At 72.9% G+C, this 24,453-nt stretch carries 25 protein-coding genes; 11 read left to right on the forward strand and 14 right to left on the reverse strand.

The features are described from left to right. Positions 1-17 precede the first annotated feature (17 nt). From V5O49_RS07540 to V5O49_RS07565, 6 genes are read right to left on the reverse strand one after another with little or no spacing between them, the layout of a single operon-like run. On the reverse strand, positions 18-800 hold the full coding sequence (locus tag V5O49_RS07540) for an ABC transporter permease (protein ID WP_332901670.1): 783 nt from the start codon (positions 798-800) through the stop codon (positions 18-20). Next, the gene (locus V5O49_RS07545) at positions 797-1,684 is read right to left on the reverse strand and encodes an ABC transporter ATP-binding protein (protein ID WP_332901671.1); all 888 of its coding nucleotides are present in this window, start codon (positions 1,682-1,684) and stop codon (positions 797-799) included. The genes V5O49_RS07540 and V5O49_RS07545 overlap by 4 nt, the downstream gene beginning before the upstream one ends. Beyond that, entirely contained in the window at positions 1,681-2,541 is an 861-nt protein-coding gene (locus tag V5O49_RS07550; RefSeq protein WP_332901672.1) for an ABC transporter permease, read from the reverse strand. Before V5O49_RS07550 ends, V5O49_RS07545 begins: the two co-directional genes overlap by 4 nt. Then, positions 2,538-3,569, reverse strand: coding sequence for a TIGR03842 family LLM class F420-dependent oxidoreductase (locus tag V5O49_RS07555; RefSeq protein WP_332901673.1), 1,032 nt, complete (start codon positions 3,567-3,569; stop codon positions 2,538-2,540). The genes V5O49_RS07550 and V5O49_RS07555 overlap by 4 nt, the downstream gene beginning before the upstream one ends. Positions 3,570-3,590: 21 nt before the next feature. Next, complete coding sequence (hydA, locus tag V5O49_RS07560; protein ID WP_332901674.1) at positions 3,591-5,024, reverse strand: dihydropyrimidinase; 1,434 nt, start codon at positions 5,022-5,024, stop codon at positions 3,591-3,593. 34 nt (positions 5,025-5,058) lie between these two features. Beyond that, positions 5,059-5,907, reverse strand: a complete 849-nt coding sequence (locus tag V5O49_RS07565) for a nitrilase-related carbon-nitrogen hydrolase (protein ID WP_278237024.1) — start codon at positions 5,905-5,907, stop codon at positions 5,059-5,061. Between the two features lie 188 nt (positions 5,908-6,095). On the opposite strand from V5O49_RS07565, the gene V5O49_RS07570 reads away from it, so the two are divergent. Then, positions 6,096-7,514, forward strand: a complete 1,419-nt coding sequence (locus V5O49_RS07570) for an aminotransferase class I/II-fold pyridoxal phosphate-dependent enzyme (RefSeq protein ID WP_332901675.1) — start codon at positions 6,096-6,098, stop codon at positions 7,512-7,514. Positions 7,515-7,539: 25 nt separating this feature from the next. On the opposite strand, the gene V5O49_RS07575 is transcribed toward V5O49_RS07570, so the two are convergent. Then, positions 7,540-9,135, reverse strand: a complete 1,596-nt coding sequence (locus tag V5O49_RS07575) for a molybdopterin-dependent oxidoreductase (RefSeq protein WP_332901676.1) — start codon at positions 9,133-9,135, stop codon at positions 7,540-7,542. A 311-nt stretch (positions 9,136-9,446) separates the two neighbouring features. On the opposite strand from V5O49_RS07575, the gene V5O49_RS07580 reads away from it, so the two are divergent. The 3 genes from V5O49_RS07580 to V5O49_RS07590 are packed head-to-tail and all read left to right on the forward strand — an operon-like array spanning position 9,447 to position 12,503. After that, complete coding sequence (locus V5O49_RS07580) at positions 9,447-10,481, forward strand: putative F420-0 ABC transporter substrate-binding protein (protein ID WP_278237021.1); 1,035 nt, start codon at positions 9,447-9,449, stop codon at positions 10,479-10,481. Continuing rightward, complete coding sequence (locus V5O49_RS07585) at positions 10,471-11,550, forward strand: putative F420-0 ABC transporter permease subunit (RefSeq protein WP_405001149.1); 1,080 nt, start codon at positions 10,471-10,473, stop codon at positions 11,548-11,550. Before V5O49_RS07580 ends, V5O49_RS07585 begins: the two co-directional genes overlap by 11 nt. After that, the gene (locus tag V5O49_RS07590) at positions 11,547-12,503 is read left to right on the forward strand and encodes an ATP-binding cassette domain-containing protein (RefSeq protein ID WP_332901677.1); all 957 of its coding nucleotides are present in this window, start codon (positions 11,547-11,549) and stop codon (positions 12,501-12,503) included. Before V5O49_RS07585 ends, V5O49_RS07590 begins: the two co-directional genes overlap by 4 nt. Positions 12,504-12,517: 14 nt before the next feature. Here the strand turns inward: V5O49_RS07590 and V5O49_RS07595 are convergent, their stop codons facing one another. Both V5O49_RS07595 and V5O49_RS07600 read right to left on the reverse strand, forming a co-directional pair. Next, entirely contained in the window at positions 12,518-13,573 is a 1,056-nt protein-coding gene (locus V5O49_RS07595; protein ID WP_332901678.1) for a hypothetical protein, read from the reverse strand. A 79-nt stretch (positions 13,574-13,652) separates the two neighbouring features. Then, positions 13,653-14,033, reverse strand: coding sequence for a DoxX family protein (locus V5O49_RS07600; RefSeq protein ID WP_332901679.1), 381 nt, complete (start codon positions 14,031-14,033; stop codon positions 13,653-13,655). 29 nt (positions 14,034-14,062) lie between these two features. Here V5O49_RS07600 and V5O49_RS07605 point away from each other — a divergent pair, with 29 nt between their 5' ends. From V5O49_RS07605 to V5O49_RS07630, 6 genes are all read left to right on the forward strand, one after another. Continuing rightward, a complete protein-coding gene (locus V5O49_RS07605; protein ID WP_332901680.1) occupies positions 14,063-14,665 on the forward strand; it encodes an HhH-GPD-type base excision DNA repair protein in 603 nt (200 codons plus the stop codon). Further along, complete coding sequence (locus V5O49_RS07610) at positions 14,662-15,741, forward strand: glutathione S-transferase family protein (protein WP_405001150.1); 1,080 nt, start codon at positions 14,662-14,664, stop codon at positions 15,739-15,741. Before V5O49_RS07605 ends, V5O49_RS07610 begins: the two co-directional genes overlap by 4 nt. Before the next feature lie 13 nt (positions 15,742-15,754). After that, complete coding sequence (locus V5O49_RS07615; RefSeq protein ID WP_332901681.1) at positions 15,755-16,414, forward strand: DUF4126 domain-containing protein; 660 nt, start codon at positions 15,755-15,757, stop codon at positions 16,412-16,414. Positions 16,415-16,424: 10 nt separating this feature from the next. Continuing rightward, entirely contained in the window at positions 16,425-17,270 is an 846-nt protein-coding gene (locus V5O49_RS07620; RefSeq protein WP_332901682.1) for a hypothetical protein, read from the forward strand. Between the two features lie 173 nt (positions 17,271-17,443). Then, entirely contained in the window at positions 17,444-18,076 is a 633-nt protein-coding gene (locus V5O49_RS07625) for a DUF6318 family protein (protein WP_332901683.1), read from the forward strand. A 1-nt stretch (position 18,077) separates the two neighbouring features. Beyond that, on the forward strand, positions 18,078-18,914 hold the full coding sequence (locus V5O49_RS07630) for a hypothetical protein (RefSeq protein ID WP_332901684.1): 837 nt from the start codon (positions 18,078-18,080) through the stop codon (positions 18,912-18,914). Positions 18,915-18,920: 6 nt separating this feature from the next. On the opposite strand, the gene cutA is transcribed toward V5O49_RS07630, so the two are convergent. Both cutA and V5O49_RS07640 read right to left on the reverse strand, forming a co-directional pair. Continuing rightward, positions 18,921-19,238: a divalent-cation tolerance protein CutA gene (cutA, locus tag V5O49_RS07635; RefSeq protein ID WP_332901685.1), complete on the reverse strand. Its 318-nt coding sequence runs from the start codon at positions 19,236-19,238 to the stop codon at positions 18,921-18,923. A gap of 100 nt (positions 19,239-19,338) precedes the next feature. Next, on the reverse strand, positions 19,339-20,211 hold the full coding sequence (locus V5O49_RS07640; RefSeq protein ID WP_332901686.1) for a Rossmann-fold NAD(P)-binding domain-containing protein: 873 nt from the start codon (positions 20,209-20,211) through the stop codon (positions 19,339-19,341). Positions 20,212-20,350: 139 nt separating this feature from the next. On the opposite strand from V5O49_RS07640, the gene V5O49_RS07645 reads away from it, so the two are divergent. Next, the gene (locus tag V5O49_RS07645) at positions 20,351-21,343 is read left to right on the forward strand and encodes an AraC family transcriptional regulator (RefSeq protein WP_332901687.1); all 993 of its coding nucleotides are present in this window, start codon (positions 20,351-20,353) and stop codon (positions 21,341-21,343) included. Here V5O49_RS07645 and V5O49_RS07650 read toward each other — a convergent pair. Genes V5O49_RS07650 through V5O49_RS07660 form a run of 3 tightly spaced genes read right to left on the reverse strand, consistent with a single transcriptional unit; the run spans position 21,309 to position 23,790 of the window. Continuing rightward, complete coding sequence (locus tag V5O49_RS07650) at positions 21,309-21,908, reverse strand: STM3941 family protein (RefSeq protein ID WP_332901688.1); 600 nt, start codon at positions 21,906-21,908, stop codon at positions 21,309-21,311. The two genes, V5O49_RS07645 and V5O49_RS07650, sit on opposite strands and share 35 nt — an antisense overlap. Positions 21,909-21,962: 54 nt before the next feature. Continuing rightward, entirely contained in the window at positions 21,963-22,490 is a 528-nt protein-coding gene (locus V5O49_RS07655) for a hypothetical protein (RefSeq protein WP_332901689.1), read from the reverse strand. Positions 22,491-22,500: 10 nt separating this feature from the next. Further along, on the reverse strand, positions 22,501-23,790 hold the full coding sequence (locus V5O49_RS07660) for an MFS transporter (RefSeq protein ID WP_332901690.1): 1,290 nt from the start codon (positions 23,788-23,790) through the stop codon (positions 22,501-22,503). Between the last annotated feature and the right edge of the window lie 663 nt (positions 23,791-24,453).

The raw sequence follows: 24,453 nt of genomic DNA on the forward strand, positions 1-24,453 counted from the left end.
GGTGGTCGGCGTCCGGGTCAGCGCTGGGAGCGGCGGTGCAGGACCGCCCGCTCCAGCCCGGAGCTGCCGCAGAAGAACAGGAGCCCGACGACGACGGCTCCCACGACGTAGGCCCACGCCAGCGGGTAGTTGCTCGACGACACGGCCGACGTGATCGCCTTGCCGAGCCCGTCCACCGGCCCGCCGAAGTACTCCGCGACCAGGGCGGAGATCACGGCCAGCGAGGTGGCGACCCGCAGGCCGCTGAAGAAGAACGGCAGTGCACCGGGCAGGGTGACGGTGAGCGTCGCCTGCCGGCGGGTCGCGGCATAGGCGCGCAGCAGGTCGCGGTGCACCGGGGCCACGGTGCGCAGGCCCCGCAGGGTGTTGACGTACACCGGGACGAAGGACACGATCGCGGCCACGGCGACCCGCGCGGTCTGGGTGCTCGCCCCGAACATCGTGTAGAGCACCGGGGCGAGGGCGACGATCGGCACGACGGCCGCGGCGGCGGCCAGGGGCGCCGACATCTCGTCGATCGTGCGCACGGCGGCGGAGACCGCGGCCGCGACCAGCGCGACGACGACGCCGATCACCAGTCCCCACCAGGCGTTGAGGGCCGTGGAGAGCGCGGCGGTGGTGATGATGCCGGCGTTGCCGGTGAGCTCGGCGCCGATGCTGGTCGGGCTGGGCACGACGAACGGTCGCAGCTCGAGCACGACGACGGCGGTCTCCCACAGCGCCAGGGCGAGCAGCCCGAGCAGGACGGGGGCGAGGACGACCTCGGCGCGGCGCCAGGTGGTCGTCGCTGATCGGGTCATCGCCGGTCCACCCCCCGGGGTGTGGTGCCGTCGGTGCCGTGCAGCGCCTCGCGCACGGCCCGCACCCGGTCGAAGAAGGCGTCGTCCTCGCGGACGTCGTCGCTGCGGTCGTGGGCCTCGCCGAGGCCGACCGGCACGACCTCGCGCACCTGGCCGGGGCGGGCGGACATCACGACCACGCGGTCCGAGAGGTAGACCGCTTCCGGGATGGAGTGGGTGACGAACACGACGGCGGCCCCGGTCTCGGCGCGCAGCCGCAGCAGCTCGGTCTGGACGTGCTCGCGGGTCATCTCGTCCAGCGCACCGAAGGGCTCGTCCATCAGCAGCAGGCTGGGCCGCTCGGCGAGCGCCCGGGCGATGGCGACGCGCTGCTGCATCCCGCCGGAGAGCTGGTGCGGCAGGTGCTCGGCGAAGTCGGCCAGCCCGACCATCTCCAGCAGCTCGGTGGCCCGGGCGCGGCGAGCGCCGCGCCCGGTGCCGTGCAGCTGCAGCGGCAGCTCGACGTTGGTGCGCACGCTGCGCCACGGCAGCAGCCCGGCCTGCTGGAAGGCGATGCCGAAGTCGTGGTTCTGCCGGGCCACCCGGGGCGGCCGGCCGAAGACGGACAGCTCGCCGGCGGTGGGCTCGTCGAGGTCGGCGATCAGCCGCAGCAGCGTGGACTTGCCGCAGCCCGACGGGCCGATGAGCGAGACGAACTCCCCGGCGCGGACGGTGAGGTCGACGTCGGACAGCGCGACGACCTCACCGGACCGCGAGGTGAAGCGCCGGGTGACGCCGCGGACCTCGACGGCGGCCGCGGCGTGCGCGTCGGGGGCGGTCCCGACCGGGGTGCCGGCCGGGCCGGCCGACGTCGCGATGGCGCGGGTGGGCGCGGACGAGTTCATGAGACCTCCGAGACGCGGTAGCGGGCCAGGCCGCGGGCGATCAGGGCGCACACGCCCGCGGCGACGAGACCGACGAGGACGGCGCCGAAGATCGGCGACCACTGCTTGGCGGGGTCGGCGCTGGCGCTGGCGCCGAACTCGACGATCATCCGGCCGATCCCGCCGCGCAGGCCGATGGAGACCTCCGCGACGACGGTGCCGATGACCGCGTTCGCCGCCGCCAGGCGCAGGGCGGGGATCAGGTGGGGCACGGCGGCCGGCAGGCGCAGGCTGCGGTAGGTGCGCCACCACCCGACCCCGTAGGAACGCATGAGGTCCAGGTGCACGGCGTCCGGGGAGGACAGCCCGCGCAGCGCGCCGACCGAGACGGGGAAGAACGCCAGGTAGGACGCGATCACGGCGACCGACATCCAGTCCTGCCAGTCGAAGGTGCCGACCTCGAGCTGGCTGCCCCACCGCCGCACCAGCGGCGCGAGCGCGATGAGCGGCACCGTCTGGGACAGCACCACCCAGGGCAGCAGCGCGGACTCGGCGGTGCGGAAGCGCTGCATGAGGGTGGCGGTGCCCAGCCCGACGACGACGCCGACGACCCAGCCGACGGCGGCCACCCCGAGGGTGAACGCGGCGGCGATCAGCACGGCGACCCACAGCGGCAGGGCGTCCGTGGCGGAGTTCACCGGTTCGGCCGCCCGGGCCGCCATGTCCCACAGGTGCGGCATGGCGATGTCGTTCGTGCGGGGCAGGACGGTGAGCCCGCCGACCACGACGCCGTCGTCGGGCGCCACCAGCTTGTACCCCTCCCACAGCAGCGCCAGCGCCCCGACGCCGGCGGCGCCCAGGAGCACCTGGCGTCTCATGCGCTCGCCACCACCGGCTCGCGCATGGCCGGGATGACGCGCTCGCCGTAGGTGCGCAGCGTGTCGTCCTTGTTGTCGTGCTGCAGGTAGAGGGCGAACTGGTCGACGCCGAGCTCGCGCAGCGCCTGGAGCTTCTCGACGTGCTCGTGCGGGGAGCCGAGCAGGCAGAACCGCTCGACGATCTCGTCGGGGACGAACGCGGTGTGGGTGTTCCCGGCGCGGCCGTGCTCGTTGTAGTCGTAGCCCTCGCGGTCGCGGATGTAGTCGGTCAGCGCCTGCGGGATCGCCGAGTCCGTGCCGTAGCGCCGCACGATGTCGGCGACGTGGTTGCCGACCATGCCGCCGAACCACCGGCACTGCTCGCGCATGTGCGCCCGGGCGGCCGGCGAGGACCCGTCACCCGTGTAGCCGGGGGCGGCGACGCAGAACGTCACGTCGTCGGGGTCCCGCCCGGCGGCCTCGGCGGAGTCGCGGACGGCCTTGATCATCCACGCGGCGATGTCCGGGTCGGCGAGCTGCAGGATGAACCCGTCACCCACCTCACCGGTCAGGGCGAGCGCCTTGGGCCCGTACGCGGCGACCCAGACGTCCAGCTCGGAGCCGTGGCTCCACGGGAAGCGGACGGTCCGCTCCCCCACCTCGGCCTCGCGGGAGTTGCCGAGCTCACGGATGACGTGGACGGCGTCGCGCAGGGTCGCCAGGTTCGAGGGCCGGCCGTTGAGGGTGCGCACCGCCGAGTCGCCGCGACCGATGCCGCAGACGGTGCGGTTGCCGTACATGTCGTTGAGCGTGGCGAACAGCGAGGCCAGGACCGTCCAGTCGCGGGTGGCCGGGTTGGTGACCATCGGCCCCACGGTGATCTTGCGGGTGGCGGCGAGCATCGCCGAGTAGATGACGAACGGCTCCTGCCACAGCAGGTGCGAGTCGAAGGTCCACGCGTAGTCGAAGCCGTGGTTCTCGGCCTGGCGCGTGAGCTCGACGACGCGGGAGGCGGGCGGGTCGGTCTGCAGGACGACACCGAAGTCCATGGGGTGCTCCTTCTCCCTCGCTCAGACGAGGTACTGGGACAGGTCGCGCTTGACGTACTTGCCGTGCCCGACGCGGCCGACGAACTCGTCGTCGGCGACCAGGACCTGCCCGCGCGAGATCACCGTGTCGACGTGGCCGTCGATCTCGAAGCCCTCCCAGGGCGAGTAGTCGAGGTTCGAGTGGTGCGTCTTGCCCAGGCCGATGGAGGTGTGGCCGGCCGGGTCGTAGACCACGACGTCGGCGTCGGCGCCCGGGGCGAGCACGCCCTTGCGTCCGTACATGCCGAACATCCGCGCCGGGGTGACCGAGGTGATCTCCACCCAGCGCTCCAGCGAGATCTGACCGGTGACCACGCCCTGGTACATCAGGTCCATACGGTGCTCGACCGACCCGATGCCGTTGGGGATCTTGGAGAAGTCGCCGCGCCCGAGCTCCTTCTGGTCGGCCATGCAGAACGGGCAGTGGTCGGTGGAGACGAGCTGCAGGTCGTTGGTGCGCAGGGCCTGCCACATGTGGTGCTGGTGGCCCTCGTGCTTCGAGCGCAGCGGGGTGGAGCACACCCACTTGGCGCCCTCGAAGTCGCCCCACTGCTCGCTCACGGCGCCGAGCTGCTCCTCCAGGGACAGGTAGAGGTACTGCGGGCACGTCTCGCCGAACACGTTCTGGCCCTTGTCGCGGGCCAGGGCGATCTGCTCGACGGCCTGCTTGGCCGAGACGTGCACGACGTACAGCGGAGCACCGGTGAGGTCGGCGAGCATGATGGCCCGGCTCGTGGCCTCGGCCTCGGCCTGCCACGGGCGGGTAGTGCCGTGGAAGAACGGGGACGTGTTGCCGGCGGCGAGCGCCTGCTGCACGAGGACGTCGATGACGGCGCCGTTCTCGGCGTGCATCATCATCATGGCGCCGTTGTCGGCGGCCTTCTGCATGGCCCGCAGGATCTGGCCGTCGTCGGAGAGGAACACGCCCTTGTAGGCCATGAACAGCTTGAAGCTGGTCACGCCCTCGTCGATGAGCTCGTCCATCGCGGCCAGCGACGAGTCCTGCACGTCGGACAGGATCTGGTGGAAGCCGTAGTCGACGGCACAGTTCCCGGCGGCCTTGTCGTGCCACAGGGCGTACTGGTCGAGGACGTTCTGGTCGGGGTACTGGACCACGAAGTCGACGATCGTCGTCGTCCCGCCCCAGGCGGCCGCCGTCGTGCCGGTGGTGAAGGTGTCGGCGGCGAACGTGCCGCCGAACGGCATCTCCATGTGGGTGTGGGCGTCGATCCCGCCGGGCACGACGTACTTGCCCGTGGCGTCCACGACCTTGTCGACGGAGGCCGCGAGATCGACGCCGAACAGGGTGGATCCGGGTTCCAGCAGGGCGACGATCTGCTCGCCGTCGATGAGCACGTCGGCCCGCGAGCGGCCGCTGGCGTTGACGACGGTGCCGCCGGTGATGAGGGTCTTCAAGGGGTCCTCCTGTCGTGGGCGCGTGCGGGGCGGGTCACGGGGCGACGATCGGGCCGTAGGCGTCCGGCCGGCGGTCGCGGAAGAACTGCCAGCGCCGGCGGACCTCACGGATCTGGCCGAGGTCGAGGTCGCGGATCACGAGCTCGTCGTCGCTGTCGCTGGCGACGTCGCCCACGTAGTTGCCGTCGGGGCCGACGGCGTACGAGCTGCCGTAGAACTGGACCGCCTCGTCGCCGTACTCGTTGTCCTCCAGGCCGACGCGGTTGTTCGCGACGATGAAGTAGCCGTTGGCGGCCGCCGCGGCGGGCTGCTCGATCTCCCACAGCCGGTTGGAGACGCCGGGGGCGGTGGCGTTCGGGTTGAACACGATCTCGGCGCCGTTCAGGGCCAGCACGCGCCAGCCCTCGGGGAAGTGCCGGTCGTAGCAGATGTTGACGCCGATCTTGCCCACGCTCGTGTCGAAGACGGGGTAGCCGAGGTTGCCGGGGCGGAAGTAGAACTTCTCCCAGAACTTCGGCAGGTGCGGGATGTGGTGCTTGCGGTACTTGCCGAGGTAGGTGCCGTCGGCGTCGATGACGGCCGCGGTGTTGTACAGCACGCCCGGCTGCTCCTCCTCGTAGACGGGGAGCACCATCACGACGCCGAGCTCCTTCGCCAGCGCGGCGAAGCGGTCGACGGTCGGGCCGGGGACGGACTCGGCGTAGTCGTAGTACTCGGTGTCCTGGGTGATGCCGAAGTAGGGGCCGTAGAACAGCTCCTGGAAGGCGACGACCTGCGCGCCCTGCTCGGCGGCCTCGCGCGTCCAGCGCTCGTGCAGCGCGATCATCGACTCCTTGTCGCCGGCCCAGCGGGCCTGGGTGAATGCGACGCGTACCACGCTCATGGAGGACCTCCCGAGGTCTGGCTGGCGATGCGGCCCGCCGGGATGCCGGCTGCCCATCGGACGAATGAATGTGACTCTGGGGCTTGAACATTTCTGTGGCGTCACCGACCGTTTTCGGTACCGGGTCGACTCGGGCCGGCGATGTAAACACTCCGAGTCGGACACTTCGGTCACCGCAGGAGGAGCGCATGCCTCAGGATCAGCAGCCCGAGCACGACCTCGACGCCGCGCGGCTCGCTGCACGGGTCACCGACCCCAGCCCCCGCGGCATCGCCGCCACGCTGTCCCGGGTGGTGCGCTCCGGCGAGCTCCGGCCCGGCGACCGCCTACCGACCGTGCGCGACCTCGCCGCGGCCCTCGGTGTCAGCCCGGCCACGGTCAGCGGCGCGTTCCAGGCGCTGTCCGCCGTCGGGCTCGTCACGTCCCGGGGCCGCGCCGGCACCGTCGTGCTGCCCGAACCGCGCGGCTGGCTGCCCCCGCGGTACCGGTCGATGGCCGACGGCGGTCCGCGGTCGGGGGTCCGGTCCGCCGCGCGGGGCGACGCCCGCCGCCTCGACCTGTCCGGCGGGACGCCCGACCCGGCCCTGCTCCCCCGCCTGGGCGCCGCGCTGCGCCGCGCCGCCGCCGACGACCCGGCCGCCGACACCGGCAGCTACCTCGACGCGCCCCTGCTGCCGGACCTCGAGACGCTGCAGCGCGAGACCTGGCCGTTCCTGCCGCAGCGCGTCACCGTCGTCGACGGCGCCCTGGACGCCATCGAGCGCACGCTGGAGCAGGTGGCGGGTTTCGGCGACCGCGTCGCGGTCGAGGACCCCGGGTTCCCGCCCGTATTCGACGTCCTGGACCAGCTCGGCCTGGAGCGGGTGCCGCTCGCGCTCGACGGCCACGGCGTGCGCCCGGAGTCCCTGGCGCAGGCCCTGCGGCGCGGGGTGCGCGCCGTCGTGCTCCAGCCGCGCGCGCAGAACCCGACCGGACGCAGCCTGACCTCGACGCGGGCCCGCGAGCTCGCGCGCCTGCTGCGCGCGCACGGCCCCGACGTCGTCGTCCTCGAGGACGACCACTCCGGCCTCATCGCCTCGGCCCGGGACGTCAGCCTCGGGTCCTACCTTCCCGACCGCGTGGTGCACGTGCGCTCGTACTCCAAGTCGCACGGCCCCGACCTGCGCATCGCGACCGTCGGCGGACCGGCCACGGTGCTCGACCCCCTGGTGGCCCGGCGCATGCTCGGGCCCGGCTGGACCAGCCGCCTGCTGCAACGCGTCCTGGCCGACCTGCTCACCGACTCCGACGCCATCGCGGCCGTCGAGCACGCCCGCCGGATGTACTTCGCCCGCCAGCGCGGGTTCGTCGCCGCCCTGGAACGGCACGGCGTCGTGGCACAGGCCGGCGACGGGGTGAACCTGTGGCTGGCGGTGGCCGACGAGGACACCGCTCTCGTCCGCCTGGAGGCCGCGGGGATCCGGGCCGCCCCCGGGTCACCGTTCCACGCCGGCCGGGAGGGCTCGGCGGCCGACGGCGGCCCGCACCTGCGGCTCACCGTCGGGATGGTGCGCGACGACGTCGAGGAGGTGGCCGCGGCCGTCGCCCTGGCCGTCGGGAGCGCGTGAGCGCCGGCGGCGGCCGGCCGTGGCATCAGCCGACGAAGAGGCCGAACGAGTGGTGGCCGGTCGCGCCGTCCGGTGCCGGTGGCGCCTCCTCCTCGGTCTGCACCTGGCCGTCGGCGTCGACGGCCCGCACGAGCACGCTGTGGTCGCCGGCTGTGGCGTCCCAGACGTACCGCCACTGGCGCCACGTGTCCGGGCCGACGGTGTCGGCGAGCTCGGCGGGCATCCAGTCGCCGTCGTCCACGCGCACCTCGACGGCAGAGATGCCGGTGTGCTGGGCCCAGGCGACCCCGGCGAGCGTGACGGGGCCCGGCTCGAGCGGGGTGCCGGGGCGCGGCACGTCGATGCGCGAGTGCAGCTTGACCGGCCCTCGCGCCGACCAGCCGCGCGGGGTCCAGTAGCCCTCGTCGTCGGCGAAGCGGGTGACCTTCAGCTCGGTGACCCACTTGGTCGCCGAGACGTAGCCGTACAGTCCCGGCACGACGAGGCGCGCCGGGAAACCGTGCTCCTCGGGCAGGGGCTCGCCGTTCATGCCGATCGCTAGCAGGGCCTCCCGGTCGGGGTCGGTCAGCGCCTCCAAGGGGGTCCCCGCCGTCCAGCCGTCGACGGAGGACGACAGCACCATGTCCGCGTCGGCCTGCGGGCCGGCGCGGGCCAGGAGCTCGCGGACCGGGTAGCCGAGCCACAGCGCGTTGTCGATGAGGTCGCCGCCGACCTGGTTGGACACGCAGCACAACGTCACGTGGTGCTCGGTCATCGGCAGGTCGAGCAGCTCGTCCCAGGAGATCTCGAACGGCTCGTCCACGAGACCGGTGACCCGCAGCGACCAGGTCGCCGGGTCGACCTTCGGCACCCGCAGGGCGGTGTCGATGCGGTAGAAGTCCGGGTTCGGTGTGACGTAGGGCGTGAGCCCCTCGACGCCCAGGTCGGCGCCGGAAGGCACGGCGGGCGCGGGGGTCGCCGCGCCCGGCAGACGGATGGCCTCGCGGACCACCTCGACCGCTCGGCTGCCGGCGGCCAGGGTACGCGAGGCCGCCAGGGCCAGGACACCGCCGACGGCGGTCGCACCGGCCCAGACCAGGAAGGTGCGGCGCGAGGCGCCGGTCTCGGCCTCCGTGCCAGCCGTCGTGTCGGCCGGCTCGGCGCCGATCCCGCCGGCGGCGACCGGTACCGCGGCGGTGGTGGCAGGCGCCGGCACGCGCGCGACGAGGAGCCGCAGCAGCACCACCGCGGCGCCGACGCCGACGACCGCCGGGGCGGCCCACAGCGGCGTGGCCTCGGGCCGGGTCGCGGCGACGAGCGCCATGACGGCGCCCACCGCACCCAGCAGGACCCGGCCCGCGGGGGGCCGACGCAGCTCCAGCCACCCGGACAGCGCCGCGCCCGCGGCCAGCACGACGCCCATCGTGGACAGCAGCACGAGCTTGTCCGCGGTGCCGAACCACTCGACGGCGACGTCCTTGAGCCACGGCGGGACCGAGTCGACCACCACCCCGCCCAGGGCGAGCACCGGGGAGGAGGCCGGGTCGACCCAGGCGGCGATCAGCTCGGCCAGCGCCAGACCGGCGCCGGCGGCGACGACGCCGGCCAGGGCGGCCCACCAGCCGTTTCCTCGGGTGCTCATGCGTCCCACCCTGCCACCGCGAGCGCCGCGCGCCGCGCCGGATCCGCCGTCGGACGCGGACCGTCATCACCCCGTAATCCCCGACCCGTTGTGGGCATGAAATCTGCAGCCTGGGCCCCGTCCGAGTTGCAGATTTCATGCCCACAACTCCGGGCCGGTCGGGGCGCGTACTAGGGTGGAAGACCTCGCGGACCACGGGCACCGGTGAATCGCCCGTCGGTGCGGCCCCACTCTCTGGGCCGCAGGTCCGGTCGGTGCGAGATGACGCACCTGCCATCGACGCCACCCCCTGCCTTCCGGGAGTCCCGCCCGTGCCCCGAGCGCGTATCGCTGCCCTGACCCTCGCAACCCTCGCCGTCGCCTCCCTCGCCGCCTGCTCGACCGGCTCGCCGCCGGCCGACGGTGCAGCGTCCGCGGGACCGTCCGAGTCCGCCGTGTCCGACGGCATCAGGACCGGGTACCCGCTGACCCTCGACAACTGCGGGACCGAGGTGACGTTCGACGCCGCGCCCGAGCGCGTCGTCACCGTCAAGTCCTCCACCGCCGAGACGCTGCTGGCGCTCGGCCTCGGCGACCGCATCGTCGGATCGGCCTTCCTCGACGGCCCCGTGCCGGACTGGCTGGCCGAGGACGCCGAGGGCACGGCCGTCGCCGATCCCTTCAGCGACGAGGTGCCCGGCACCGAGGCGGTCCTCGAGCTGGAGCCGGACCTGGTCTACGCGGGCTGGGAGTCGAACGTCGCGGCCGACGGCGCCGGCGACCGCGAGACCCTCGACTCGCTCGGGGTGCACAGCTACGTCGCACCCGCGGCCTGCAAGGCGCCCGAGTACATGCCGAACCCGCTGACCTTCGAGGAGGTCTTCGCCGAGATCAGCGAGGTCGGCGCGATCTTCGACGCGAACGACGCCGCCGCCGCGCTCGTCGCGGAGCAGCAGGAGACTCTCGACGGGGTCACCCCGGACGACCGGGAGCTGAGCGCCCTGTGGTACTCCTCGGGCAGCGACATCCCCTACGTCGGGGCCGGCATCGGTGCCCCGCAGATGATCCTGGAGGCCGTCGGGCTGTCCAACGTCGCCGGCGACGTCGAGGACACCTGGACGTCGCTGTCCTGGGAGGAGATCGTCGACGCCGACCCGGACGTCATCGTCCTGGTGGACGCCGTGTGGAACTCGGCCGACGACAAGATCGCCCGCCTCGAGGACAACCCGGCCACCGCGGAGCTGACCGCGGTGCGCGAGGAGCGCTACCTCGTCGTGCCGTTCCCGGCCACCGAGGCGGGCGTGCGCAACGCCGACGCCGTCGCCGACCTCGCCGACCAGCTCGCGGAGCTCGAGATTGCCGACTGAGACCGCAGCACGCACGGCACCGGCCCCCGCGACGCTCTCGCGGGGCCGGCTGCTGGCGTGGCTCGGCGCGACGACGGCGGTGCTGCTGGCCAGCGTCGTCGTCACGGTCGCGATCGGCCCGGCCGGGCTGACGCCGTCGGACGTCGGGCAGGTCGTGGCGACGCGGCTCGGGCTGGGCGACCTGCTGGGGATCGCCGCGCCGGACCGGCTCGACGACGGCATCGTGTGGCAGCTGCGGCTTCCCCGGGTGCTCACCGCCGCGGCCGTGGGCGCGGGGCTCGCGGTGTGCGGAGTGGTGATGCAGTCGCTGACCCGCAACCCGCTGGCCGACCCCTACCTGCTGGGCCTCAGCTCGGGAGCGTCGCTGGGCGCGGTCAGCGTGCTCGTGCTCGGCTGGCTCGCCGTGCTGCCGGTCGCGGCGTTCGTCGGCGCGGCCGCCGCCCTGGTCGCGACCCTGGCGCTGGCCACGGCCGCCGGACGGGGCGCCGGCGGACTCTCCCCCGGGCGGACCGTGCTGGCCGGGCTGGCGGTGTCCCAGCTCGCGGCCGCGGCGACCAGCTTCGTCATCTTCTGGTCCGCCCAGGGCGACCAGTACCGCGAGATCCTGTCCTGGATGCTCGGGTCGGTGGCCGGGGCCGAGTGGTCGTCGGTGCTGATCGCCGGCGGCGCGGTGCTCGTGCTGGGCACGCTGCTGGCCTCGACCGGGTCGGTGCTGGACGCCTTCACCTTCGGTGACACGGCCGCCGCGACGCTCGGCGTGCCGGTGGCCCGGGTGCGCTGGGTGCTGCTGATCGGCGTCGCGCTGCTGACCGGCGCCCTGGTCTCGCAGTCCGGGGCCATCGGGTTCGTCGGCCTCATCCTGCCGCACGCGGTGCGGATGATCACCGGTGCCCGGCACCGCGCCCTGCTGCCGCTGTCCATGCTCTGCGGGGCGACGTTCCTCATCTGGGCCGACACCCTGGCCCGCACCGTCTTCGCCCCGCGCGAGCTGCCGGTCGGGATCGTCACCGCCGCGATCGGTGCGCCCGTATTCGCCGTGCTGCTCTGGAAGGGACGGGCCCGCGCATGACGCAGACCTCGGAGCACCGCCCGGGCACCCGGACGCCGGTGGCCGACGCACCCTTGCAGGGCGCGGCGTCGTCCGGCACCGGACTGGCCGCCGACCGGGTGCGCTGGTCGGTGGGCGACCGACTGATCCTCGACGACGTCGACGTCACCGCTCCCCCGGGTGCCTTGACCGGCCTGCTCGGGCCGAACGGGACCGGCAAGTCGAGCCTGCTGCGCCTGATCGCCGGGGTGGAGCGGCCCGACGGCGGCCGCGTCGCCCTGGTCCCGCGGCACGGCGGCGCCGACTCGGCCGGGGCCGGGGAATCCGCTGCAGCCGACGGTGCCGCCGGCGCCGACGGTCCTTCCGGCGTCGGTGAGCCGGAGGACCTGCTGACGATGCGGCGCCGTCGTCGGGCCCGAACGCTGGCCTTCGTGGAGCAGGACGCCGCGTCCGAGCTGCCGGTCACGGTCTTCGACGCCGTCCTGCTGGGCCGCACCCCGCACCGCTCGGTGCTGGCCGGCCCCACCGAGGACGACCACACGATCGCGCGGTCCGCCCTCGAGCGGGCCGGCGCGGGCGACCTGGCCGCCCGCGAGATCTCGACGCTGTCCGGGGGCGAGCGCCAGCGGGTGCACATGGCGCGGGCGCTCGCGCAGCAGCCGCGTGTGCTGCTCCTCGACGAGCCGACCAACCACCTCGACGTGGCCGCCCAGCTCGCCACGATGCGGCTGGTCGGCGAGCTCGCGGCCGACGGCGTCACCGTGCTGGCCGCGCTGCACGACCTGTCCCTGGCCGCCGCGACGTGCGACCACGTCGTCGTGCTCGCCCCGGAGCCGGCCGGGCACGTCGTCGCGGCCGGACCCGTCGAGGAGGTCCTGGTGCCCGAGGTCATCGACCCGACCTACGGGGTGCGCACCACGGTGCTGCGCCATCCGCGCACCGGGCGGCCGGTGCTGACGTTCGACGAACAGTAGGCCGCCCGAGTCGATCACGGGGCCTCCATCATCGAGTCGAGCTCCCAGCGGTCCTGGTCGTCGAGGTACAGCGCCACCACGAGGCCGTGGGTCGTGGCCGGCGCCACGACGTCGCCGTCGGGAGAGCGCCGCACGGTCCGGTCCTGGTGGACCAGGGTGTCCAGCAGGAAGATCCGCTGCAGGAGCGCCTCGTCGACCCCCGTGGTGTCGAAGATCTCCTCGTGCGGGATCTGGCGGAGAAGCTCGACGTCGCTGCGACCGCCGATGTACTCGTCGACCGATGCGTACCTCTCCTGGGCCAGCCGGACACGCGCCCGGCACCCCGCGCAGTCCGGTCCGATCAGCGCCTCGATCTCGCTCGTCTCGCCGGTGCGAGCCACCTCGCGCTCCAGGTCGAGGAACCGCTGCGCGACCGCGACCGCGTCCTCGACCGTCGGCATCTCGTCCCGCCCGGCGAGCGCCTCGGCCTGCTCGGGATCGGCGTTGAGGGACGCCACGCCGGCGTCGCCGGGCATCCGGGTGACGTCGTCGACGACCCAGCGGGTCCCGTCGTGGGACAGGTGGACGCGCGCCCGGTGCGCACCCTCCTCGGCCGCCATCTCGCGGACGTCGACGGTGCCGTCCGGGGCGACCATCTCCGGCGGGACGAGGGCGAGACCGACGATCCCCAGCTCGAGCCGGACGTCGACGACGGCGCCGTCGTCGCCGTCGAGCGCGGCCGCCAGCGTGGTGACGTCGTAGCCCGAGAGGTCGGCCCCGGCCAGCGAGCGGACGTCCCCGTCCTGGAGGCCGGCGCCGAACCCGAAGCCCGCACCGGTCTCCGCCATCGTGACGCAGAAGAAGCAGTCGGGCGACGACCGCTGGAGCCAGTAGTCCTCGTCCCCGGTGAGGACGACCTGCTCGAACGCCGCGAAGAAGGCGTGGACGTCGGCCTCGGCCGCCTCCGCGGTGGCCGGAGCCGGCGGGGCGGCACCGGGCGGCTCCGGTCCCCGGTACGTGGCCGGTGACCAGCAGCCTCCGAGGAGCAGGACGAGCAGGGCCGGCCACAGGGTGCGCCATCGGAAGGTCATGCCCACGGACGCTAGGGATGATCCGGGTCCGTCCGCTCACGGTTTCCACAGCCTGTGGACAGGCTCGGACGGGGAGAGCTCACCCGGCGCTGCGGGCCACCCTCCAGGCCCACGCGACCAGCGGGACCTGCAGCGGCAGCCGGCCCCAGGCGACCGACGGCTTGCGCGACCAGTGCCGCGCGCCCGGGTGGGAGTCGAGCGCCATCTTCACGTTGCCGGGGAACACCCCGACGAACAGCGCCGCGGAGGCGTACCCGCCGACACGACGCGTGGCCGGGACCGCAACCGCAGCGGCGCACGCGAGCTCGGCCACGCCGCTGCCGTAGACCCAGGCGCGCGGGGACCCCAGTGCCTCGGGGATCAGCCCCTCGAACACGCGGGGCCGGAGGAAGTGCAGGGTGCCGGTGACGGTGAGCACGGCGACGAGGGAGCCGGCCAGGACGTTCGGGTGTCGAGCCATTCCGCGAGGCTATCGGGCAGGATGGGGGCATGACTGACGCGCTCTGGATCACCGGTGACGACGCCACGGACCGGTTGCTCGCCGAGGACCCGTTCGCGCTGCTGATCGGGATGCTGCTGGACCAGCAGTACCCGATGGAGCACGCGTTCGCGGGCCCGCGCAAGATCGCCGACCGGTTCGGCACGCTCGACCCGGCCGCGATCGCCGACGCCGACCCCGACGCGTTCGTCGAGATGGCGACCACTCCCCCGGCGATCCACCGCTACGGCCGCTCCATGGCCGGGCGGGTGCAGGCCGTGGCACGCGCCGTCGTCGACGACTACGACGGGGACGTGACCCGGATCTGGACCGACCCGGGGGCCGCCGGCGAGGCCCCGACCGGGGCCGAGGTGGTGAAGCGGCTGAACGCCCTGCCCGGGTTCGGCGCGCAGAAGGCGCAGATCTTCCTGGCGCTGCTGGGCAAGCAGCGCGGCGTCGAGCCGGACGGGTGGCGCGAGGCCGCCGGGCACTACGGCGACGACGGGTCGCGCCGCTCGATCGCGGACGTGACCAGCGCGGAGACCCTGCAGGAGGTCCGCGAGTTCAAGAAGGCCCAGAAGTCCACAGCCAAGACAGCGAAGGCGACGAAGTGAGCGAGCAGCAGACGAGCCCCGGCACGACGGCGGAGCGCCCCGAGCACGCCCAGGGCGGCACCTACACGGTGCCCGGCCAGGAGTACGTGCGCGACCAGAACTACCTCTCGACCCGGATCACCCGCGACGGGGCCGACGGCTTCCCGGTCGAGCCGGGCCGGTACCGGCTCGTGGCGGCCCGGGCCTGCCCGTGGGCGAACCGTTCGATCATCGTGCGGCGGCTGCTGGGTCTCGAGGACGTGCTCAGCATCGGGATGCCCGGCCCGACCCACGACGAGCGCAGCTGGACGTTCGACCTCGACCCGGACGGCCGGGACCCGGTGCTCGGCATCGAGCGCCTGCAGGAGGCGTTCTTCGCCCGGGACCCGCAGTACCCGCGCGGCATCACGGTGCCGGCGATCGTGGACACGCGTGACGGCGCCGTCGTGACGAACGACTTCGACCTGATCACGCGCGACCTGTCGGGCGAGTGGACCGAGCACCACCGGGCGGGCGCGCCGGCCCTGTGGCCCACCGATCCCGACGAGGCCGCCGAGATGGAGTCCGTCATGCGGCGCGTCTTCACCGAGGTCAACAACGGCGTCTACCGGTGCGGTTTCGCGGGCTCCCAGGACGCCTACGAGGCGGCCTACCTGCGGCTCTGGACCGCGATGGACTGGCTGGAGGACCGGCTCAGCACGCGCCGCTTCCTCATGGGCGACCGGGTCACCGAGGCCGACGTGCGGCTGTTCACGACCCTGGTGCGGTTCGACGCCGTCTACCACGGGCACTTCAAGTGCAACCGGAACAAGCTGACCGAGATGCCGGTGCTGTGGGCGTACGCCCGCGACCTGTTCCAGCTGCCCGGGTTCGGCGACACCGTCGACTTCGAGCAGATCAAGGAGCACTACTACGTGGTGCACACCGACATCAATCCCACCCAGATCATCCCGTGCGGGCCCGACACCTCCGGCTGGCTGACGCCGCACGGCCGCGAGTCGTTCGGCGGCGACCCGTGGGGTGGCGGCACCGCGCCGGGTCCGGTGCGTGACGGCGAGCGGGTCATCGCGGGGCACAACCCGCTCGTGGAGCTCTGACGCGGGGGCGCTGATGCTGGAGCTCGCCACCGGGACCGGCCTCGCGCTCGCCGCCGGGCTGAACGCGTGGATCCCGCTGCTGGCGCTCGGTCTGCTCGCCCGGTACACGGACCTGCTGACCCTGCCGAGCGGCTGGGCCTGGCTCGAGAACGGCTGGGTGCTGCTGGTGCTCGCCGTGCTGCTCGCGCTCGAGGTGGTCGGCGACAAGGTGCCGGTGCTCGACTCGGCGAGCGACCTCGTCCAGACGGTGGTGCGGCCCGGTGCGGGCGGGATCGCCTTCGGCGCCGGGGCGACGTCGTCGACCACGCGGGTGGAGGACCCGGGCGCGTTCGTGGACTCCGGCGCCTGGGTCCCGGTGGTGCTCGGCATCGTGCTGGCGCTCGCCGTGCACCTGACCAAGGCGGCGCTGCGTGCCGGCGCCAACGCCGCGACCGGCGGGCTGGCCGCCCCGGTGCTGTCCACGGCGGAGGACGGCGCGTCGGTGGGGCTGTCGTTGGCGGCGATCCTCGTGCCGCTGCTGGTGATCCCCCTCGTCGTCGTGCTCGCGATCCTGATCTGGCGGATGCTGCGGGCACGTGGACGACGGCGCGAGGCCGCCCGGGGTGTCGAGCCTCACGCGGGCGGGCCGCCCGCGCCTCCGCCGGTGCCGCCGTCGGGCACCCGTGGCGGTTAGGCTCGTCGGCATGGACGCTCTGCTCCCCCTCGGTACTGCCCCGCGCCCGGACTCGGACCAGGACCTGGCCGCCCGGCTGCGTGCCGCGCTCGTCGGCCTGGCCGGCGACCGCGTGCAGGGCCTGGACGCCGCGAAGATCCTGCCGGTGCTCGACGGCGCCGACGTCGCCTCGCTCGACCTCGACCTGACCGACGTGGTGGTCGGCATGCCGACCGGCGCGCAGGACAAGCCCGAGCCGTGGCGACCGCAGGTCACCGAGCGGGAGGCCGCGGCTCTGCGCACGCTGCGGATCGACGCGCACCCGATGGTCGCCGTCGACCTGCCCGTCGACCTGACCACCGAGATCACCGGGCTGCAATTCTCCTGGGTGACCGCGGCCGACGACACCGTGGGCGTGGAGTTCGTCGAGCCGACCGACGACTCGCCCGTCTCCGGGCACGCGCGCGTGGCGGTGTCCCGCGACGGGCTGGCCGGCACCGTGCAGGGTCTGCTCGCCGTGGCGCTGTCCGGCAACGGCATCGCGCTCAACGACTTCGACCTGCAGGTCGAGCAGGCGGGGCCGCGCGAGGCGTCGCTGCGGATCGAGGCGGGCATCAAGAAGTCGTTCCTGTCCGCGACGGTGACCGCGACGGCCTCGGCGTCCGTCGACGACGCCATGGTGCTCACGATCGGCGACGTCGAGCTGTCGAGCGGCAACCCGATCGTCGGCGCGATGCTCGGGGCGATCCGGGGCCGTCTCGAGGCCGCGGCCGGCCGGAAGATCGACCTGTCGGCGTCGCTGCCTCCCGGCGTGCAGCTGGCCGACGTGCAGATCGACGTGGGCGAGGACATCGTCCTCACCGCCCAGCTCGCCTGAACCCTCTTCCTCCCCTTCCCACTCCGCCGAGGTAGGCAACTTCTGGCCGAGGTAGGCAATTTCTGCGCGAGATCGCACGCGGTTGTCCACAGGGTGGGACGTGAGGTTTCGTCCGGTGTGTCCGGGTCGCTAGGGTCGGGAGGCGTTCCTGCCACTGATGCCCTGGAGACGCAATGGCGCGCACACCCCGGCACCACCTGCAGCTTCTACCGCTCGCCGCGGCAGTCCTCGGCGCCGCGCTGCTCACCGGCTGCACCGGCGATCAGCCCGCGCCGGAGGCCGTCGCCAGCTCGCCACCTGCTTCTACGCCGGCGTCGGACCCACCGTCGGCAGAACCGAGCCCGTCGCCCTCGCCGTCTGAGACAGGTCCGTCGAAGCCGGAGCGCCCGGCCGCCATGGACAAGAAGGACGCCGACGGCGCCGCGGCGGCGGTGAAGTACATCCTCGCTTTGGAACAACCGATGATGGTCACGGGCGATACCGCCGAGTGGGAGAGACGGTCGCACCGCTCGTGCGAGTACTGCGCGTCGCGCTTGGACCAGGCCCAGACCATTGCCGAGCGCGGCGACATCTTCGAAGGCGGCGACGTCAGTGTCACGGTCGACACCGTGTATCAGCGAGATGCGGTCACCGGGATCTGGCCGGTCGACATCACTGGCGACGAGTCCCCGTCGGAGATCCTAGATCGCGCCGGTGAAGTGGTGTTCACAAGTGACGGTGGCACCGGCGAACGCCGAGTGGAGGTTGCCCTCAAGGATGGGAGTTGGGTCCTCGTAGAGCTCGGCATGATTCCAGATGGAGACTGAGATGCGATCACACATCCTGTTCTCGGTCGGAGTCATGGCGGCAATAGCTGCCGGGACGCCTGATTACGACAACTGGCTCGATTCAGGCGAGGAACCCGCGGTCAACGTTGGCGCAACGCTCAGAGAGCAGGACGACCTCCTCAAGGGCACGAGCAACGACTCCGCCTCCGACACCCGCTACTTCCGCGCCACCGTGCACTACTGTCTGCTCAGCGATCTGGAGAACACCGTCCTGCGCGACGCCTGCGCGGAGGGCACGGAGACGATCGCGACCGGCATCGACTGCCCCGACGACGCCTACGAGCTCCCGGGCCTCTTCGCCGTCACCCTGGCAGGCAACGGCTCCGAGTCCGCTCCGACACTGGTCAGCGAGGGAACCTGCGTCACGCCGGCCGACCTGCGGGCCGAGGCCGAGCGCGCCTTTAGGACCATGCCCGTGGAACCGGCCGAGATCGAGCTCGAGGTCGATCGGGACTGGGCCATCGTCAACTTCGGCATCCATCCCCGCACCACCGACGCCGACCAGGTCATGGACACCACGCTCCTGGGCGTCCCGGTCCAGATCCGGGCACTCCCCGCCGAGTTCACCTGGGACGCCGGCGACGAGACCGAGCCGCTGACCACCGAGCATCCCGTCGGTCGCTGGGACAGCGCCGACGCCGTCCATCTTCCCTACCCTGCACCGGGGACCTTCACCGCGAGCCTCACCACCACCTGGCACGGCCAGTTCCGTATCACCGGCACGCCGACCTGGACCGACATCGACGGCGAGCTCACCACCACGGACACCACGGCCCCGATCGAGGTGCACGACGCCGAGGTGCGGCTGACGGGCTGATCCCATTCAGCCGACTTCGGAACGCACCCACGCCAGGTAGTCGGGGTTCCCGTCGGTCACGGGCGTGGCGAGCACCTCGGGGACGTCGTACGGATGCTGCTCGACCAGCCAGGTCCGCAGCTCGCCGACCCGAGCCGCCGTCGTCTTGAGGGTCAGGCGCCACTCGATGGACGTCTCCACCGCACTGTCCCACCAGTACGCGCTGGTGACCGGCCCGTCGACCTGGCCACACGCGACCAGTCGGCGCCCGACGGCGTTCTGCATGAGTCGCAGCGCGGACTCTTCGGAATCGGTCGTGGTGACGACCTGCACGACATCGCCCATGCTCCCGACCGTAGGCGAGGCACGGTCTGGTGTCAGTCGCGGCCGCCGCGGGGCAGGACGCGACGAGCAGGACACGGGACGCCGAAGGCCTCCTGGGCCTTCACGACGCCGCCCGCCAGGCCGCCGCCTCCCGCTGGGCGTACTCGTGGACGTCCCGTGCCGGCCGGCCGAGCACGCGCTGGACGCCGTCGGTGACGAACGCGCCACGACCGTCCAGCACCTCGGTAAACAGGTAGCGCAGCAGGTCGACCTCCACGTCCGGCACACCGACCGCGGCCAGCCCGGCGGTGAAGTCCTCCATGCCGATCGGGACGAAGGCGACCTCGCGCCCGCTCGCGGCCGAGATCTCGTCGACCACGTCGGCGAACGTCAGCAGCCGCGGTCCGGTGAGCTCGTAGGTCTCGCCCGCGTGCCGCTCGTCGGTGAGCGCTGCCACCGCGACGTCGGCGACGTCCTCGAGGTCGACGAACGGTTCGCCGACGTCGTCCACCGGCAGCGCGAGCGACCCGGCGCGCACCGGGTCGAGGAGGAAGCTCTCCGAGAAGTTCTGGGCGAAGAATGCGGCCCGGACGACGGTGCGCCCGGGGAACACCTCGGCGACGAGCCGCTCGGCCCGCTGCGCCTCCTCCTCGCCCCGTCCGGTGAGCATCACGAGACGCCGTACGCCAGCGTCCCGGGCTCGGGCGGCGAGGCGGGTCACGACCTCCGGCGCGCCGGGGACGGCGAGGTCCGGCGCGTAGGCGACGTACACGGCGGCCGCGCCCTCCAGGACCGGCCCCCAGGTGGACTCGTCCTCCCATTCGAAACGCGGCGTCGTGCTGCGGGAGACGGCACGGACCGGGACACCCAGGTCGTGCAGCCGCTGGGTGACCCGGCGACCGGTCTTGCCGGTGCCGCCGAGGACGGCGACCACGCCGTCGCTCGGAGCGCTCTCGCGCCGGGACATCTCGAGGGGGGTGCTGTGCATGGTCATGGGTACCTCCAGGTGAGTCGGTGTGCGTGGTCCGCACTCCTTGATCTCACCGCGCCAAGGCGAGACGATCCATGGCCGAGGCGCGCAGCGGCATGCGCGATCGTCTCCACAGCTCGGTCCTCGAAGCTATCCTGACCGGGTGGACGTCGTCGCCGGTCTGCTCGACGGCCCCCGGGCGCGGGGCGCCTTCCTGCTGCGCAGCCACCTCACGGCGCCGTGGGGCATGCGCATCGAGGACGAGTCGCCGCTGACCATCGTCCCCGTCCTGCGCGGACGGGCGTGGCTGGATCCGAACGAGACCACGACGACCGGGGCCGACGACGACGGCACGTCGGCGGCGCCGTCGGGCACAGGCGGCGAGAGCGGGACCTGGGTCGAGGCGGGCGACGTGGTGCTGCTGCGCGGACCGGAGCACTACGTGGTGGCCGACTCCCCTGCCACGCGACCGACCGTCGTCGTCGGCCCGAACCCGCAGGACTGCCGCGCGATCGACGGCGGACCCTCTGAGATGACGACCTTCGGCGTGCGCTCGTGGGGCAACGACCCCGCCGGCGAGACCGTGATCGTCACCGGCACCTACCCCCTGGACGGCGCGGTCGGGCGACGCATCCTGCGCCTCCTGCCGCATCGCGTCGTGCTGCGGCGGGGCGAGATCGACGGCACGGTGATCGACCTGCTCGCCCGGGAGGTCGTCCAGGACCTCCCCGGCCAGGAGGCCGTGCTGGACCGTCTGCTCGACCTGCTCCTGATCACCTGCCTACGGACCTGGCTGGACCGGCCCGACGCTCCCGGCTGGTACCGCGCCAAGGCCGACCCGGCCGTCCGTGCCGCGCTGCGACTCGTTCACGACGATCCGGCGCGGCCGTGGAGCGTGGAGTCGCTGGCGCGGGAGGTCGGCCTGTCCCGGGCGGCGTTCGCACGACGTTTCACCGCGCTCGTGGGCGAGCCGCCGATGGCCTACCTCACGGGCTGGCGCCTCGACCTGGCGGCCGACCTGCTGCTGGCCGACGACGCCGCGACGCTGGCGGCGGTGGCCCGCGCCGTCGGGTACACGACGCCCTTCGCCCTGAGCGCCGCGTTCAAGCGTGAGCGCGGGATCAGTCCCGCCGAGCACCGACGTCGCGCGGCGTGACCGCCGAGGCGTCCTGCCCGTCGACGGGCGAGGGGTCGGGGCGGGACGGGCGGCTGGAGAATCGTGCCCGGGTCGCCTCCAGCCACGACACGAGCTCTCGGTGCTGCGGAAAGGGCCCGGGGATGCTGATGCCGGGTGCTCCGACGACCGCCGTGTCCGCCGCCATCAACGTCCGGGTCGTCCCCGACGACGATGCCATGCGCTCCGCGGCGGATTCGTCGAGACGCAGGAGCACCATCCTGGCGCGCGCGATGTTGATCTCCTCCACACCCAGCAGGTCGTCCCAGGGATACGCGCGTCCCTTATAGCGGATCCCCCCGCGCGTGACCACGAAGAACACCGGCCGCACGATCTGCCACAGGAAGACGAGCACACCGATCCCCGCGAATCCCAGGACGAAGCCCGACATCAGACGGCTGGTGGCGGCGTCGAGCCACATCCAGACCCCGACGACAGCAAAGGCGACGGCGATCGCGAGGTACCCCACGAGGCGCCATCGCGAGCCGGATATGCGGACCTCGCCGCCGAGGAGAAGTCGCTGGTCCCAGGCGTCGGTAGCAGTCATGAGGCGCAGCGTAGCGAGAGTCTGGCCTGGTGGGCAGCCCGTCGCCGCGCGGGATCAGTCCCGCCGAGCACCGACGTCGCGGCGCCTGAGGCGCACGTCGGCGAGCCATGCCACGAGCTCGCCGTGGTGGTCGAACGGACCGGCGACCTCCACGCAGGCCTTGCCGCTCGTGTCGTCGTCGTGGCGCAGCAGCCGGCGGCTGACCCCCTGCTGGGAGCCCAGCCGAGCCGCCGCCTCGTCGGTGATCTGCAGCAGCACGAAGTGGTTGGCCCCGGTGGACCGCTCATGGACTGCGACGACGTCGTCCCACGGCAGCTCGAGTCGTCGGTAGCGGACGCCGGCCTGCGTGACCTCGAGCCGGACGGGTCGGACGATCCGCCACAGCAGGACGCCGACGCCGACCGCGAAGACCACGACGACGGCGATGGACAGCGGCCGGACCTCGTCTCTCACCATGGCGACCCCGAGGGCGAGGAAGACGGCCGCCGCGGCGAGCGGCCAGAGCATCCGCGCGCGGGACGCGGTGATCTGCGCTCGCCCGTCCCGGGCGAGGTCCGCGTCCCAGCGTTCAGCAGGTGCCATTCGATCCAGTTTAACGGTCGGCCAGCCTCCAGTTCGCGACGGCGGCCACGAGGACGACACCTCCGGCGACTGCCGGCGTCGCCAGGGCCGCCCCCGTGCCGACCGTGTCGGCGAGTGCGCCCGTGGCCGCCGAGGCCGCCGACTGCCCGAGGATCACCGACGAACCGAGCATGGTCATCAGGGTCGTGCCGCGGCCGCGCGGGCTGCGCTCCGAGCCGAGCGAGTAGATCGTCACGAGGCTCGGGCCGATACCGAGCCCGGCGACCAGGAGCCCGACGATCAGCACGCCGGTCGAGTCCGACGTGGCGACCACGACGGCGCCGGCGAGCTGCAGGACGGCGGCCGTCAGCCAGCGGGCGCGGAGGCTGAACCGCGCCGGGAACGCGGAGACCGCGAGCGCCGAGACGACCGACCCGATCCCCATGAACCCGTACAGCAGCCCAGCCCGCTCGGAGTGCCCGGCATCCCCGGTCACGGCCGACATCGCGGTCAGCGTCGCGCCGAAGAACAGTCCGATGCCGACGAAACCGGCCACCAACACCAGGACGCGTCGGTGCCACAGCTCCTGGACCGGCGCCTGGGAGCCGGTGCTGTGCGCGGCGGGGGCCGTCGCACCCGTGGCGGGTGCCGCCGTCGTGCGCGACGTGGCGTGCAGAGCGAAGGCCCCGACGGCCACGGCGGTCAGCCCGGCTGCCGCGATCATCGGCGCGGTGGGGCCGAAGGCCGCCGCCAGCACGCCGACGACGAACGGTCCGACGACGAAGACGATCTCGTCGGCCGCGGACTCGTACGACATGGTGCGGCTCAGGGTGCGCTGCTGCCGTGCCACGGGAAGGCGCGTGCGGATGATCGCCACGAGGCGGCTGCGCGACATCGGCGGCACCTGCGGGGCACTGGCGCCGATGGCGAACGCGATCGCGAGGACGGCGGCGTCCGACGCCGTGGAATACACGGCGGCCGTCAGGCCGAGGAGCAGCAGGCTGTGCACCACGGCGGTCGCGAGCAGGACGCGACGCTGGCCCGCGCGGTCGGCCCAGGCCCCGACGAGCGGCCCGATCGCCGCCCCTCCGAGGCCGACCATGCCCGACGTCGCACCGCCCAGCGTGAGCGAGTCGCGGCCGGCGACCACCAGGGTCAGGACGCCGACGACCATCATCGCGAACGGCAGCCGCGCGACGAATGCCAGCGGGAAGTAGGTGCGGCCCACGGCCTGCAGCACGGTGGTGCGGTGGTTCGTGTCCGGCGTGGACTCGGGCCCGGTGACCTGCGTCGTCGCGGTCAGGGTCTGGGTCGTACTCACTCTCGGTCTCCTCCAGCGCGGCGATGCCGCACGATCGTCGTGCCGCCGTGGGCGCGAGGAGCACCTGGTAGATACACAAGCCTGTTTCGTTCTCGATCGGGACGCCTCGGCGTGCCGACCACGGGCCACGTTACATGCTGGCAACACTTCGCGCCGTGATCTGGGTCGCGTCGGAACCGCGAGAGTCCACGTACGGCGACATCTCTGCCATGTCGCCGTACGTGGACACCCGAGCCCGCGGACGGCCACGACTAGAGGACCCGTCGCCAAGCTCCGAATTCACCCAACCATCACGGAGAAGCAGACAAGGGCGCCAGACGCGGCAGGTGCCCGACTGACGATGGGAGGCTGGGCCACAAATGAATGCTCATGCGGAACGCACCGCACCCCTCGTCGACGGGCACCCGCAGTTCACGATCAACGGAGTGCGCCAACGCTGGCGTCAAATGCTCGAGCAACGGGGGAAGTTCAGCGACAGGAACCGCCAGGTCGGTGCGGACGACCTACGCATCTCGTGGTCCCCTACGAGTGACGCCCGTCCCCTCTGAATCATTCACAAATCTAGACCTCGAATGCCCAAAAACTTGCTAAGCGATCAGATCGACAGGCGCTTGACGGCGCCCATGGCACGATTCCTCGAGGAGAGCAGACTGTCGGATCGGG

The organism is Isoptericola haloaureus (assembly GCF_036689775.1).
In the GTDB taxonomy this organism is placed as follows: Bacteria; Actinomycetota; Actinomycetes; order Actinomycetales; family Cellulomonadaceae; genus Isoptericola; species Isoptericola haloaureus.